This is a genomic window from Pokkaliibacter sp. CJK22405 (assembly GCF_046614695.1).
Classification (GTDB): Bacteria; Pseudomonadota; Gammaproteobacteria; order Pseudomonadales; family Balneatricaceae; genus Pokkaliibacter.
The window spans coordinates 1-14,523 of the sequence record NZ_JBKKHQ010000014.1; the positions used below are offsets into that span (position 1 = coordinate 1).

13 protein-coding genes are annotated in these 14,523 nt (G+C 50.9%); 6 read left to right on the top strand and 7 right to left on the bottom strand.

Features of this window, described 5'->3' with window-relative positions; translation table 11 throughout:
• Positions 1-261: 261 nt before the first annotated feature.
• Positions 262-1,143 carry a hypothetical protein gene (locus tag ACKC9G_RS10480; protein ID WP_411405039.1) on the top strand — a complete coding sequence of 294 codons (882 nt, stop codon included), beginning with the start codon at positions 262-264 and terminating at the stop codon, positions 1,141-1,143.
• 3 nt (positions 1,144-1,146) lie between these two features.
• Here ACKC9G_RS10480 and ACKC9G_RS10485 read toward each other — a convergent pair whose 3' ends face one another.
• From ACKC9G_RS10485 to ACKC9G_RS10495, 3 genes are all read right to left on the bottom strand, one after another.
• Entirely contained in the window at positions 1,147-2,157 is a 1,011-nt protein-coding gene (locus ACKC9G_RS10485) for an asparaginase domain-containing protein (RefSeq protein ID WP_411405041.1), read from the bottom strand.
• Between the two features lie 60 nt (positions 2,158-2,217).
• Positions 2,218-3,996, bottom strand: a complete 1,779-nt coding sequence (locus ACKC9G_RS10490; protein WP_411405043.1) for an SLC13 family permease — start codon at positions 3,994-3,996, stop codon at positions 2,218-2,220.
• 181 nt (positions 3,997-4,177) lie between these two features.
• A complete protein-coding gene (locus tag ACKC9G_RS10495) occupies positions 4,178-4,618 on the bottom strand; it encodes a Spy/CpxP family protein refolding chaperone (RefSeq protein ID WP_411405045.1) in 441 nt (146 codons plus the stop codon).
• 231 nt (positions 4,619-4,849) lie between these two features.
• Between ACKC9G_RS10495 and ACKC9G_RS10500 the strand changes: the two genes are divergently transcribed.
• The 3 genes from ACKC9G_RS10500 (at position 4,850) to ACKC9G_RS10510 (ending at position 8,072) form a co-directional block, all read left to right on the top strand.
• Positions 4,850-5,560 carry a response regulator gene (locus tag ACKC9G_RS10500; protein WP_411405047.1) on the top strand — a complete coding sequence of 237 codons (711 nt, stop codon included), beginning with the start codon at positions 4,850-4,852 and terminating at the stop codon, positions 5,558-5,560.
• On the top strand, positions 5,560-6,912 hold the full coding sequence (locus ACKC9G_RS10505) for a sensor histidine kinase (RefSeq protein WP_411405049.1): 1,353 nt from the start codon (positions 5,560-5,562) through the stop codon (positions 6,910-6,912). Before ACKC9G_RS10500 ends, ACKC9G_RS10505 begins: the two co-directional genes overlap by 1 nt.
• A gap of 260 nt (positions 6,913-7,172) precedes the next feature.
• On the top strand, positions 7,173-8,072 hold the full coding sequence (locus tag ACKC9G_RS10510) for a GlxA family transcriptional regulator (RefSeq protein WP_411405051.1): 900 nt from the start codon (positions 7,173-7,175) through the stop codon (positions 8,070-8,072).
• Between the two features lie 9 nt (positions 8,073-8,081).
• On the opposite strand, the gene ACKC9G_RS10515 is transcribed toward ACKC9G_RS10510, so the two are convergent.
• Positions 8,082-9,368, bottom strand: coding sequence for an NAD(P)/FAD-dependent oxidoreductase (locus ACKC9G_RS10515; protein ID WP_411405053.1), 1,287 nt, complete (start codon positions 9,366-9,368; stop codon positions 8,082-8,084).
• 186 nt (positions 9,369-9,554) lie between these two features.
• Here ACKC9G_RS10515 and ACKC9G_RS10520 point away from each other — a divergent pair, with 186 nt between their 5' ends.
• Both ACKC9G_RS10520 and ACKC9G_RS10525 read left to right on the top strand, forming a co-directional pair.
• Positions 9,555-10,928, top strand: coding sequence for a glutamine synthetase family protein (locus tag ACKC9G_RS10520; RefSeq protein WP_411405055.1), 1,374 nt, complete (start codon positions 9,555-9,557; stop codon positions 10,926-10,928).
• Positions 10,929-10,992: 64 nt separating this feature from the next.
• Positions 10,993-11,937, top strand: a complete 945-nt coding sequence (locus tag ACKC9G_RS10525) for a D-2-hydroxyacid dehydrogenase family protein (RefSeq protein ID WP_411405057.1) — start codon at positions 10,993-10,995, stop codon at positions 11,935-11,937.
• A gap of 76 nt (positions 11,938-12,013) precedes the next feature.
• On the opposite strand, the gene galE is transcribed toward ACKC9G_RS10525, so the two are convergent.
• The 3 genes from galE to rfbC are packed head-to-tail and all read right to left on the bottom strand — an operon-like array spanning position 12,014 to position 14,514.
• Positions 12,014-13,042 (bottom strand): UDP-glucose 4-epimerase GalE, encoded by a 1,029-nt coding sequence (gene galE / locus ACKC9G_RS10530; RefSeq protein ID WP_411405059.1) that lies wholly within the window; start codon positions 13,040-13,042, stop codon positions 12,014-12,016.
• A 42-nt stretch (positions 13,043-13,084) separates the two neighbouring features.
• Positions 13,085-13,975 (bottom strand): dTDP-4-dehydrorhamnose reductase, encoded by an 891-nt coding sequence (gene rfbD, locus ACKC9G_RS10535; RefSeq protein WP_411405061.1) that lies wholly within the window; start codon positions 13,973-13,975, stop codon positions 13,085-13,087.
• Positions 13,972-14,514: a dTDP-4-dehydrorhamnose 3,5-epimerase gene (gene rfbC, locus ACKC9G_RS10540; protein ID WP_411405063.1), complete on the bottom strand. Its 543-nt coding sequence runs from the start codon at positions 14,512-14,514 to the stop codon at positions 13,972-13,974. Before rfbC ends, rfbD begins: the two co-directional genes overlap by 4 nt.
• Positions 14,515-14,523: the final 9 nt, after the last annotated feature.

Sequence of the window (14,523 nt, forward strand, 5' to 3'; positions counted from 1 at the left end):
CCCATGTGAGAGTAGGTCATTGCCAGGCATCCAACACCGACACCCTGATCAGAAATGGTCAGGGTGTTTTTTTATGCCTGGAAAAAGGCCAAGGCGCTTGCTGAGAACTTTTCCCTCTCCAGAGCTGTGCAGTCAAAAGGCTTTTACTCCGTACTTTCCATGGGGATTTCACTGACTTGCCAGACCATCTTGCTCAGAGTATCTCTGCTGACTAGTGATATTTTCGAAGGGTAAATACGTTAAAAAATAGCAAGGAGAGATTTGAAGGTTTTTTCCATAATGAATGTGAGTCATCACCTCAATTCAGTGGAAATATGCTGTATTATTTCTGTAGTAAATATTGCTAAAGAAATTGGGTTTTTTGTGAATCGGGATTTTATTGATTTTGTTGAAAAGCAGGTCTCTGCTTCTGCCAAGCGAGTGATACGCATCGATTGGCAGAATGAAAGCTTTTGGGTTAAATCTCCTGAGGAAACCAGAGTTACTATCTGGCATCGTCTCGCTTCTCCTCTATCTACACTTATTAAAAATCCTTTGCTTCGCTCCACGGTTGCCAGTGGCGGTGCAGAAGAGCTTCTGGCTGAAGCAGCTCGTATTCGTCTTCTCCATCAAAAAGGTATGCCTGTCCCTGAAGTGGTGGCTCAGTCGGATGAGTGGTTCGTTATCAGGGATGGTGGCCGTTCTATTCGCGGAGTGCTTAAAGATAAAACATTAAGTGCTGCAGATAAGCTAGGTATCCTGCAAAAGGTCGCTGCTGCGCTTGGCGATATTCATGCCCGAGGTGGCTGGCATGGAAGGCCGGCATTACGGGATATATTGTGGGATGGAGAACAGGTCACCTTTATTGATTTCGAAGAGAATCTGGCGGCTAGGCTTGATCCTCTACTCTGTCAGGTAAGGGATTTACTTCTTTTCACACATAGCTTGTTCAGACTATGGGGTGACGCTGACTATAGTCGGCCCGTCCTAAATACATATCGGGATACTGCCCCTGTAAGCGTCTGGGAGCAGAGCATAAAAGAAGCCCAGCGTTTGAACTGGGCTTGTAAGTTGTTGAAGGTAGCTCGTCACGTGGGTGGACATGATGTGGTTAATGCCTATCTGACTTTGCGATTCTTTAGCGAATATGACAAAGCGAGTTAGTCATTAACCCATTTCTCCACACAGATTAATCTGCATCTGCTGCTTCACCGCTTCAGCCGTATTTTCCTGAGATAGCAGTACGTGTAGCTTGGTAAAGGCTGCCTCAGGAGTCATGTTCCCACCAGCTATTACTCCACATTCTGCTAATCTTGCCCCTGCTGCATAGGTTGCTGACACCGTTCCCTTAGCACACTGACTCAGTACGCAGATAATCCGTCCGCGAGCGCTGTAATGACTAAATGTGTTCATTAACGCCAGATCTGCATCTGGTGCATTACCTACACCATAGCCTAGAAGTATCAGACCGCGTGTTTCATCTGAGTCTAATGCCGCTTGGATGAGTTTAACGTTCATCCCAGGGTAAATCCGCAGCATTGCCACATTGTTATGGGCTTCTGAAGGTAGTTGCCAGGTTGGCTTATGAATTGGCTTGGTTAGCCAGCGGCGATAATCCGCTTTGGCGGAGATTGCTAACTGTCCCAGCCATGGCTGGTTAGGGGAGTCAAATGCGGCCATCTGTGTTGCATCGACTTTAGAGCTCGCATTACCGCGTAGTAGCCGGTCATGAAAAACCACAGCCACCTCAGAGAGGGCATCTTCCTTTAGCCACGTTAACGTATTTACGACATTACTGATGGCATCGGTTCTACCCATACAGTAGGGAATTTGTGAGCCTGAGACTATCACCGGCTTGTCGAGGCCCTGCAGCCAGAACGATAGTGCTGAAGCCGTGTAGGACATGGTATCGGTGCCATGAAGTATCAAAAAGGCATCGTGATGGTCGTAGGCGTGTTGTATATCCCGAGCGATGGTTAGCCAGTCTGCGGGCGTGGCATTTGAAGAGTCGATAAGATGTTCATATTCATTAAATGTGAAGCTGAAGCCATCCTTACTCTGTTCGGGCAGGGCATCAAAAAACTTTTGTAGAAAGTTGGCCGCCGGAATAAAGCCGGCATTGCTGGGTTGCATTCCGATCGTGCCGCCAGTGTAGGCAACATATAGACGTTTGCTCATGAAAAAATGCTCTTTTTTGATTCAGTCTAGCAAAGATCAGACTTTCTCAGTGAAGCTGTATCAGGTCAGCGGCCATAGTATCGGAATCAGCAGGGTCGCGATAACCCACATTAAAAGATTCATTGGCAGGCCGATTCGAAGGAAGTCCGAGAAGCGATAGCCTCCTGCACTGTATACAAAGGTGTTTGTCTGATAGCCGATAGGTGTTGCGAAACTGGCGCTTGCCGCGAACATGACGGCAATGGCGAAGGGATAAGGGTTAAAGCCCAATTGTTGCGCCAAGGCAATAGCAATCGGCGCAATCAGTACAGCGACCGCATTATTACTCAGTACTTCCGTCAGGATTGAGGTGAGAAGATAGACCATAGAAAGAACAACGACGGGTCCCGCATGGGCTGTTAGTGTTGCAAGCTGATTGACCAGAAGCTCAGCAAGGCCGGTATTATCAATGCCTTTGCTGACTGCCAACATGCCGAAAATCATCAGTAATATTCGCCACTCGATGGCTTTATAAGCCTCCTCTTCAGTTAAGCAGCCTGTCATCAGCATGCTGGCTGCGGCTATCAGGGCCAGACCCTCGATTGGCATAACGCCAGCGGCTGCAAGGCTCATCACTAGCAGGATTGCAAGAATTGCCAGAGGAGCTTTCTTCTTTCGGTAGGTCTTCTCTTCAATGCTGTTAAGAATGATGAGATCACCGTTATCGGCAAAACGACGAATCTGCTCAGATGTGCCTTCGACTAGAAGGACATCGCCAAAATGGAGCTGAAGCTGCTCCAAATCCGCCTGAATATTCTCATCTTTGCGATGCACTGCCTGAACCTGAATGCCATAACGTGCAGTGAGATTGAGCTCTGACATGGGGCGATCAGTATAACGGGAGTGGCGTCCGACGATGACCTCATGAAGGCTGGCAGAGGTGTTCTTCGCTTCAATAATGGCATCCTGCTCACGCACAAAGTTCAGCCTGCCATCAGCGCGCAGATCCAGCATGTGCCTGACGGAGGAATGCATCAACAGGCGATCTCCTGCTTCAAGGTGAGTCGCGCCGGAAGGCTGACTAAGCTCCTCATCATTGCGATAAATTTTGAAGACCTGAATGCCACTTCCGCCGTTAAGTCCTGCATCTGTCAGCGTCTGCCCAATAACGGCCGAGCGCGAGGGAACCTGAACCTCACTCATAAAAACGCGGTCTGTGGCTGACTGAAGGCTTTGGCTTAGAGTGGCTCGTGCAGGTAACAGTCTAGGCCCCAGCAGAATAAGAAAAATCACACCAGCGAGGGCAGCAATAATTCCATAGGCGCTTATCGAGAAAATATGCAACGGTGCAAGGCCCATATCACGCATGACGCCATCGACGAGAATATTCGTTGAGGTGCCTATAAGGGTTGTCGTTCCGCCCATAATCGAGGCATAGGACAGCGGTATTAATAGCTTGGCTGGGCTGATATTACGGCTTCGTGCCAACGCCATGGCAACGGGGGTAAAAATCGCTACTACCGGAGTGTTATTGATAAAAGCAGAAAGACCGATGACCACGACGATCAGGCCAAACAGTGTGGAGCGAAGCCCCTGACCACAAAGTTTGCCAATACATTCTGCCAGCCAGGCAACACAGCCTGTACGCTCCAAGGCGGCGCTGAGAACAAACATACAGGCAATCGTGACTGGGGCAGGATTACTGAATACCCCGAGCGTCTGCGAAGGAGAAATAATCCCGGTTGCCAATAATATAGCGACACCAATTCCCGCGGTGATATCTGGCCCTCGCTTTTCTCGTACGAAGGAGGTCAGCATCCAAAGCAGAGTGGCAATGACAATAAGCTGAGAAATGGACATGGTGTAATCTTCAAGACCGATATGCTTGCTACAGGCTAAGGGATTTAGCTATCGCGGGTCAGGTTAGAAGTCTCTGCTTATGCTGTCCAAGAATGTTTGATGAGTTTTATATATTTTATAGATATAAAAAAGGCGGGTTTTACCCCGCCTCTAAAATGGTTCCTGACTTAACTGTTAATGCTTATGCGTCAGATTTCTTCATCTTGTCCAGCTGCTTCTGCATCATCTCGATGCGCTTTTCCAGCTTCGCCTCATGTTTTTCTTTGCGGGCTTCGACTTTGGCTTTTTGCTCGTCCGTCAAGGTTGACTGAACCTCAGACTGAATTTTTTGTCGCAGTGCCTGCTCCTGCTTATGAATTTCTTCACGCTCAGACTTGTGGCTGGCGTAGATTTCCTTGATCTTGGCAACCTGTTCATCGGACAGGTTCAGGTCTTTCTTCATGAACTCAAGGCGCATGTCCGGACCTGGACGATCGCCATGTTCCATATCCATACGGGGACCATGATCACGAGGGCCGCGGCAGTCATTGCCTTCTTGATCGCCTTTAGCGAAAACAGCTCCACTTAAAGTAGCTGCCAGCAAAGTGGTTGCGAAGGTAACGGTAGTCAGTGCTTTCTTCATGATAAGTTCTCCAGTGAGCACTTACGAAAGTCCGAAGGGAATTGGCTTGTGCTCAGTTGTGATATCAGTTTGTTGTTTTGACAGGATTCAGTCTATGCCTCTGGGAGTAAAGTGTTGTCAGGACGCTGTAAAGGGGGTGTAAAACGTTGTTTCACGGGCTTTTATGCAACAGTAGTTGTGCCAAAATAGTTGCAAGACGTCATATATGACACAGCATTGAAGGAGAAACTCATGGCTAACCTACTTCTGGTAGAGGATGACGAAGGATTGGCCGCTCTGCTGACTGAGCTTCTGGAAATTGAAGGCTATACGCTGCTACGGGCAGCCGATGGAGAAGAAGGTCTTGAGCTTGCCCAGAAGCAGGATGTCGATCTCATCATTCTCGATATCATGCTGCCTCGTAAGAATGGCTTTGATTTACTGCGAGAGCTGCGGCAGGACAAAGCGACGCCCGTGATTATGTTAACCGCTCGCGGTGATGAGGTTGACCGCATTGTGGGTCTTGAAATGGGGGCAGATGACTATCTGCCCAAACCCTGTAGTCCTCGTCTGCTATTGGCCAGTATCCGTGCTTTATTGCGCCGCGTAGAGCTGGAGCGTAGCGTCCCAGGCGAAAATGTGAGTTTGGGGAATAATCAAATGCGCGCAGGTGCGCTGCAGATTAACAGCAAGTCTCGTCAGGTGAAGATTGGTGAGGAGATCCTGGCGCTGACTGGAACTGAATACAGCCTTCTGCTTGAGCTTCTTGCGCATCCGGATGAGCTTTTGAGCCGTGATGCTCTCAGCCGAGCCGTCCTGCACAAACGTTTGCAGCCCTATGATCGTAGTCTGGACATGCATATCAGTAATCTTCGCAAGAAGTTGGGCGAGTCTGATGGCATCCCGCGGATATCGACGGTGCGTGGACAGGGCTACCTGTTGTCTTTGCCTGAGGCCGGCTGATGAAGCGTCTTTACTGGAAAGTCCTGACGGCCATGCTTTTGACGGTTGCCGTTGTGGTCGCAGTGACCTTCTGGACTGCTGAGACCATGCGTCGTATCGACTTTGATGCGGAGATGAAAAATAACCAGTGGCAAACCATTGGCCGTAGCTTGATCGAGCAGTATCAAAAGCAGGGTCGTCCCGCGGTCGAGCAATCCTGGAAAGAGCAGGGCGTAATGTTAATGACGCCTGACCTTAAGCTGATCCGGGTGGATGATCTCGAACATCGGCGGCCATTTCCCCGAGATATTTACCGCCTGATCAAGCGTGGCCCTCCCCCGGGCGGCTATCGTGAAGACCGCAGCATTGATATCGCCGGATGGCGATTGATCCCCGTTGAAATGACGCCTAATGCTGATCCTTACTGGCTGGTGATTGATCAGCCTCGCCGCTTTGACAATGCCCAGCGTGAGCGTCTCCCCATTTATCTGGCGATGGCTGTGGTGATTGTGGCGCTAGGAGGGCTGTTGATTACACGTTTTATTACCCAGCCGGTGAGTGCGCTTAGTCAGGCCACTCGTGAGCTTAGCCGCGGTTATCTTTCAACTCGTGTGGATGAAAGCGTCCTTCGCCGGCGTGATGAGCTGGGCCGTTTGGGGAAAGACTTTAATACCATGGCTGCTCGCTTGCAGTCGCTGCTTGAGGATCAGCAGCAGCTACTGCGTGATATCTCTCATGAGTTACGAACCCCTTTGGCGCGCCTGCAGATAGCCCTTGAGATCGCCAGGCACCGCTCCGGGGATGAAATTAGCCGTGAGCTTAATCGTATTGAAGCAGAAGGCGAGGCGCTTAATGAGCTGATCGATGAAGTGCTGACCTTGGTTCGGGCTAATCAGCCGGATGATGATCGTACCGATGTGGATATGGCGGAACTTTGGCAGGAACGTGTTGAGCTTGCTCAGCTTGAGGCAACAGCGCGTTGTCTTAAGTTTGACTGTCAGCTGGACTCAGGTATCGAGATTACCGGGCAGGAGCGCTGGCTGGGACGAGCGATGGATAATCTGATTCGTAATGCGATGAAGTACACGCCAGAGGCTAGCACCGTCCATATTCTTCAGGAGAGAATCAGCCCCGAGCACTGGTTCTTTGAAATTCGTGATGAAGGCGAAGGCGCCTCTGAGGATAGTATTGAGCATCTGTTTAAGCCCTTCTATCGAGGTGATGCAGCGCGCCAATCTGGTGGCGGCTATGGCATTGGGCTGGCAATCGTGGATCGTGTCATACGTTTTCATGGTGGCGAGCTCAGCTGCAGGAATGCCAAAGAGGGTGGGCTGATTGTCCGGGCTGACTTTATTGATAAGGACAAAGTGTAGACTTCCTGTCAGCCCTCCCGCTTCTATGGAGTGTTCGACGACGCCTTTCGGCCGCTGTCTGTCGTTGATGATGGACAGCGGCAGGGGCGATTAATTTTTTTCAGTTAGGTAAACTCAAGTCATCTTCCCTGTGTCGAGTTCGATTAGTGCACGTTTTGCTGACCCGACAACACCATCGTCAAAAGCCGCTTCGCTTCGGCTTCCTTCTATTGCCTAATTTTTCGCTGCTGAGCTATTCCTCTGCAGTTGAGCCATTGCGTATGGCTAACTGGATCTCCGGTAAGACGCTGTATGAATACATCTCTCTGAGTACCGATGGAGCCGGAGTGGCTGCCAGTGTCGGTGCGACAATGCAGGTGGATCATGCGCTGGATGACTTTCCAGAGGTTGATTTATTACTGGTGATTGGCGCCAGTCCTATCGCCAAGACGGGCCACGAGACAGAGCTCAGTTGGCTACGAAACCATGGCAGAAGACTGCTTGCCATCGGAGGCGTGGGTACGGGGAGCTATTTGTTGGCTCGAGCGGGATTACTTGATGGCTGTAAGGCAACGATTCACTGGTGGGATTTAAACCATCTGCGTGAGTCCTTCCCAAATACCTACCTGACGACGAATCTTTTTGAAGTTGATAATGGTCGTTTCACTTGCTCTGGCGGATCGGCTTCAATGGATATGATTCTGCATATTATTGGCCATCAGTTTGGGCTGGATCTCGCCGCGTCCATCTCAGAGCAGTTCGTCTGTGAGCGAATCCGAACACATGAAGAGCCACAGCGCGTTCCTTTGAAATCCCGCATCGGCGTCTCTCAGCCGAAGCTGATAGAAGCGGTGACGCTGATGGAGGCCAATATCGAGGAGCCGCTGAGCCCGGATGATCTGGCCATGCATGTTGGGGTTTCCAGGCGGCATCTTGAGCGCTTGTTTAAGAAGTATCTGGTCACGGTTCCGTCCAAGTATTATCTGGAACTGCGCCTTGAGCGTGCACGGCAGATGCTGCAGCAAAGTAACAAGAGTATTGTGCAAGTGGGGCTGGCGTGCGGCTTCTCATCGGCCTCTCATTTCAGCACGACCTATCGCAATCATTTTCAGATTACGCCCCGTGAGGAGCGTAATAACCGCACCAGGCCGGGTGGTCTGGGGTTTTCCGTCGAGCTGTAATCGCTATTGCTAGAGCAGGTCGCGCAGCCGGTAGTACATCATCGCCAGTACGAGTGATGGCATTCTGAGTAGTCGCCCGCCTGGAAAGTTCTGGTGCTTCAGGTGACTAAAGACATCCAGCCGAGAGTTATCACCGTCAATCGCCTCCGCAATGACCTTGCCGGCAAGGTTGGTTAGTGCCATTCCGTGTCCGGAAAAGCCTTGGGCAAAATACACAGGATCATTTCCCAACCGGCCAAAGTGTGGCGCGCGGTTGACTGTAATATCGACAAATCCACCCCAGGCATGCTCGATTTTTACATCACTCAAGCCGGGGAAGACTTTCAGCATACGGCGACGAAGGCCACTGCTTAAGTCAGGTGGTTGCAGGCCGGAATAGCTGACTCGTCCGCCAAAGAGTAAGCGGTGGTCGCCGGTGGGGCGAAAATAGTCCAGCACGAAGTTGGCATCCGCTATCGCATGATAGCCGGGGAGGAACTTGCGCAGACGATCCTCGCCCAGAACTTCTGTCGAAACGATGTAGGTACCGACTGGCATAATTTTACTATCTAACGCCGGTTCCAGCTTACCAAGATAGGCATTGCCAGCGAGGACGAGATTCTTACAGCGAACTGATCCAGACTCCGTGGTGACTACACAAGTACTCCCTTTTTGTAATGAGAGCGCGCGTGTTTTCTCGAAAATCTCGACACCCGAGTCTCTGGCTGCGCGCGCCAAGCCCAGCGTGTAGTTAAGTGGATGTAAGTGCCCGGCAAAGGTATCCACGACGCCACCTATATATTGCGGGCTATTCGCCACACTGTCGTAATCGCGGCCTTCTTTCCATTCAAGATGGGGGTAGTTATAGCGCCCGCTGATATCATCATGCCATTCTTGGAGGCCGCGTAGCTGGCGCGGTTTGATGGCAGCTGAACTGGTGCCTGATAACCAATCGCAATCAATGTGGTGGCGCTGAATCTGTTCCTTGACCAATGCCACTGATTCCACGGACATGTCCCACAGTCGCTTGGCTTCTTCAAAGCCGAGTTGCGCCTCGATAGGTTCCATCTCACAGGCATAGCTGGTCAGAATCTGACCGCCGCTTCGCCCTGAGGCTCCCCAGCCCACACGCTCGGCTTCAAGAAGCATCACACTGTAGCCTCGCTCTCGCAGGTTAAGCGCTGCACTCAGACCTGTAATTCCACCACCTATGACACAGACATCAGCATCACGTTGTTCTGTAAGCATTGGAAACGGCTGAAGGTCACCGGGCTTGGCTGAGGCGGCATAATAAGAGCGTGGATAATCATTCGACATGCGCTAAACCTTAATTAACTGGATAACGGTCATCTTGTGATCACATTATGGGAGGCCTGTCGGCGCCAAGTAAAGGTTTGGCCATTAGCTATGATGCAACAGCGGGTTCTTTTCATTCACAGGACAGCGCAATAGCAGGGAAAACCTTATGCCGATTCTTTGTCAGCGTGCGGTGGACTCGCTAAGATGAAGAGCAGTTTCTCAGACCCGCTGGAGTTTACTATGGTGTCCATTAAGGAATGGTTTAAGGATAATCGCATCGTGGAGGTCGAGGCCATCGTGCCCGATGCATCTGGCGTGGCGCGCGGCAAGATCGTGCCTGCAGAAAAATATTCTCAGGAAAATGGCATGCGTTTGCCTGAGGGTATCTTTCTGCAGACCGTTGCTGGCGACTTTCCGGATGAATATTACGATGAAACCATCAAGACTGATGGCGATATTATTCTTCGTCCGGACACCGATACGATTTGTCTTGTCCCTTGGGCCACTGAGCCGACTGCCCAGCTGATTCATGATGCCTATCATCATGATGGCCGCCCGGTCGATATCGCACCACGCTATGTGCTCAAGCGCGTACTCAAGCTTTACGAAGAAAAGGGCTGGAAACCTGTTGTCGCGCCCGAGCTTGAGTTCTTTTTAGTTAAACCGAATACAGACTCGGATTATCCATTAGAACCGCCAGTGGGACGCTCAGGCCGCCCTGAAGCGGGTCGTCAGTCATACAGTATTGATGCGGTGAATGAGTTCGAGCCACTGGTAGAGGATGTCTACAATTATTGTGAAAAGCAGGGGCTGGAGATTGATACCCTGATTCACGAAGCCGGTGCAGCTCAGCTTGAGATCAACCTGCTACATGGAGATCCGCTGACGCTGGCGGATCAGGCATTTCGCTTTAAGCGTACCATGCGTGAAGCTGCCATGCGCCACAGCATGTACGCGACGTTCATGGCCAAACCCATGCAAAGCCAGCCCGGTAGTGCCATGCATATTCACCAAAGCGTGGTTGATGTTGAAACCGGAAAGAATATTTTCAGTCAGGATAATGGCCAGCCCTCCATGCTGTTCCATTCCTATGTGGCTGGCTTGCAAAAGTACACCCCCGAAGTGCTGGCGATGCTGGCCCCCAATGTGAACTCCTATCGCCGTCTTGGTCCCATGAGCGGTGCGCCCGTCAATACCAACTGGGGTTATGACAACCGTACTGCTGCTTTCCGCGTCCCCATGGCGAGCCCGGAGGCGCGTCGGGTTGAGAACCGTCTGCCGGGGGCTGATGCCAATCCTTATCTGGCCATGGCCGCAACCCTGATTTGTGGCTATCTCGGGATGGTCGAAGAGCTTAATCCCACGCAGCCAAGCGATGCTCATTTGGGCGCAACGAGTGATGATCTTCCCCAGACGCTGAACGAAGCATTACGCCTGTTTTATGCCTCTGAAACAATGCGTGAGGTGTTAGGCGATCGCTTTGTGGAAGCTTACCGTGCGGTGAAGCACGCAGAGTATCTGACCTTTTGGCAGGTGATCTCTTCTTGGGAACGCGAATATCTTCTGTTGAATGTATAAAACGGAAAAGGGCTGATACTTCAGCCCTTTTTTATTGTCACCATAACTGTCGCGAGGGAAGGCAATGAAAATCGTTATTCTTGATGACTATCAGGATGTGGCCATGAGCATGGCAGACTGGTCAGCCGTTAAAAAACATCATCTGGTTCAGGTGTTTAACCAGAAGCTGGAAGGTGAGGCGTTGCTTGAGGCATTGGCAGATGCCGATGTGATCTGCGCCATGCGTGAGCGTACCCGCTTTGATGACAACCTCCTCAGACAATTGCCGCAGCTAAAGCTGTTGATTACTTCAGGTATGCGTAATTCAGCGATTGATATGAAAGCGGCAAGAGCGCTGAATATTCCTGTCTGTGGAACGCCAAATAATGGTGCTGCTGCTTTTGAGATGACTTGGGCGCTGATGCTGAGTCTTGTAAGAAAAGTCGCGCTGGAAGATCGCCGAGTGAGAGCAGGGCAGTGGCAAACCACGATTGGCGGTGACCTCAAAGGGAAAACGCTGGGCATTATTGGACTTGGCAAGCTGGGTCAGCAAATGGTGCCGGTGGCAAAGGCCTTTGGTATGAAGGTGATGGCCTGGAGCCCCAATCTTACCGAGGAAAGGGCGATGGAGGCCGATGTTTTATTCGCCACCAAGGCTGAGCTGTTAAGCCAGGCGGATATTGTCACTTTGCATATGAAATTGAGCGACCGAACACGGAGTCTGCTGGATACAGACGACATTGCCCGGATGAAGCCAAGTGCACTGCTGATCAATACGTCACGTGGGCCTCTGGTGAATGAGCAAGCCCTGATTACGGCTCTGCAGAGTGGCGCTATCGCCGGTGCCGCGTTGGATGTCTTCGATATTGAGCCACTTCCGGCAGAACATCCTTTAACCACGCTCGATAATACGGTATTGACCTCACATGTTGGATTCGTGACGGAAAATACCTACCGCTTGTTTTATGAAGGTATGGTTGAAGCGGTGAAGGCCTTTTTGAAGGATGAGCCGATTCGAGTATTAAATTGATTCTGTTGCTTGATGCGCATATGAAAAAGGGAGCCGAGGCTCCCTTTTATTTCTCCCTCAAGGGGCGTTAAGCAATCTAGCTGTCATAGCCATTAGGATTTTGTGATTGCCAGCGCCATGCATCCTCGCACATTTGCTCCAGTGTGCGAGTCGCTTTCCATCCCAGCTCCAGCTCCGCTTTAGCAGCATCAGCATAGCAGGCCGCTACATCGCCAGGTCGGCGCGGTGCGATATTGAAAGGCACAGGCTTGCCAGAGGCTTTTTCAAATGCCTTGGACATCTCCAGCACTGAATAGCCTTGGCCGGTGCCCAGGTTATAGGTGTAGACGCCGCCCGGCGACTGCTCCAGCTTGCCAAGTGCTGCGACATGCCCCTCGGCAAGATCGACCACATGAATATAGTCACGAACACCTGTGCCATCCGGGGTGGGATAGTCATCCCCGAAAACTTGTAAAGACTCGCGCTTTCCTACAGCGACCTGAGCGATATATGGCATCAGATTATTGGGGATGCCATTGGGATGCTCGCCAATTCTGCCGCTCTCGTGGGCGCCAACCGGGTTGAAGTAGCGAAGAAGGGCGAACTGCCACTCGCTATCCGAGGTGAAAACATCCTTGAAGATCTCTTCCTGGAATAGTTTGGTCCGGCCATAGGGGTTGGTCGCCGAGGTTGGGCTTGTCTCGGTAAGAGGCAGTGACTGTGGATCACCGTACACGGTTGCCGAGGAGCTGAAGATCAGACGCTTGCAGCCAAACTCTGCCATTACTTCGAGTAATTTTAGTGTGCCTGCGACATTACACTGATAGTAATGCAGGGGCTGAGTTACGGATTCGCCAACGGATTTCAACGCAGCGAAATGGATAACGGCTTCAATTTTATAGCGACGAAAAATGGCACGTAATGCCTTTTGATCGGCAATATCGGCGGTCACGGAAGGGACTTCAACACCAGAGAGCTCCATGACGCGCTCCAGTGCTTCCGGACTGCTATTACTGAAGTTATCAATCACAATAGGCTGATAACCTGCATTGATCAGCGAAAGCAGTGTCGTACTACCGATATAACCTGCGCCGCCAGTCACCAGAATTGGTCGAGTTGTCTGCATTAATCTGCACATCCTGTGAATAGTCAGGGGTAATGAGGCTCATTACTCCTGGAGAGCCGCTATTACCTTGGGCGTTATTCTAACGAGTGCTGCCCGCCAATTGGAGGGTTTTATATTCCATGTCGCTTCAGTTGATGTCATGTCCAGTACTGAAAAGGCTGGACGCTTTGCAGGAGTGGGATAGTCTTCAGTACCAATGGCTTTTACCGGAATACGCTTAAAGGCCGGTGATTGCATTGAGGCTTCATCGATAATTGCCACAGCGAAACCATGCCAGCTTGTCGCACGATCACCCACGTAATGGTAAATACCCCATTGATGATTTCCCGCGCTTATTTGATCAATGATGCCAACGATAGCGGATGCGATATCCCCGGCGTAGGTTGGGCTGCCGTACTGGTCGGCGACAACAGCTAGGCTGTCTCGTGAATGAGCCAGTCTTAATATCGTTTTAGCAAAGTTATTCTGGTACTCACTGAACAGCCAGCTTGTTCGAAGAATCACATACTCTGAGGACTCTTCCTGGATCGCTTTTTCACCCTTGAGCTTGGATTGCCCATAGACATTTTGAGGAGAGGTTACTGCATCCGGTGAGTAGGGTGCTGTGGCAGTGCCATCAAAAACGTAGTCCGTGGATAGATGAATCAGTGGAATGCCTGCTTGTTGGCAAGCTTTTGCCAATAAGCGGGGACCCAGCTCATTGATCCGAAATGCTTGCTCAACATCTTGCTCTGCTTTGTCGACGGCGGTGTAGGCAGCCGTATTGATAACAATGTCTGGTCTGTATTGAGCAAAGGCAGTGGGTATGGACTCAGGTTGAGTGATGTTCAGCTCGCTGGAATCAGGAGCTACGAATAGATGATCAGTCTCTTGCAGGGCATCGACTATACATCTGCCCAGCTGGCCGCTTGCGCCGGTAAGGAGAATCTTCACAAGGACTGAAAGTCTCTGAAAGAGGGCGCTGATGCATCTTTCGCTGACAGAGTGAAACTCACTTCCTCAGGCCAGTCGATAGCCAGGTCCGGATCATTCCAGGCAATTGAACCTTCATCGGCAGGGTTGTAATACTCCGTGCACTTATAGGCATAGTCAGCAATATCCGAAAGCACGACAAAACCATGAGCGAATCCTGGAGGAACCCAGAGCTGGCGATGGTTATCTTCTGAGAGTACCACGCTGGTCCACTGCCCAAACGTTGGAGAGTCGTGGCGAATATCTACAGCGACATCCATGACTTCACCCCGGCTCACATAAACTAACTTGCCTTGGGGTTTAGATCTCTGAAAATGTAAACCGCGTAGCACACCCCTTGAAGATCGGGACTGATTATCCTGAACAAATATGGCATCGATACCAAGTGTCGTCCGATACCGTTCAGCCTGAAAGCTCTCAAGAAAGAACCCCCGCTCATCTTTATAGACGCGAGGTTCGATGATGAAACAACCCGATAGCGGAGTAGGGATGATATTCATGAGGCTGCA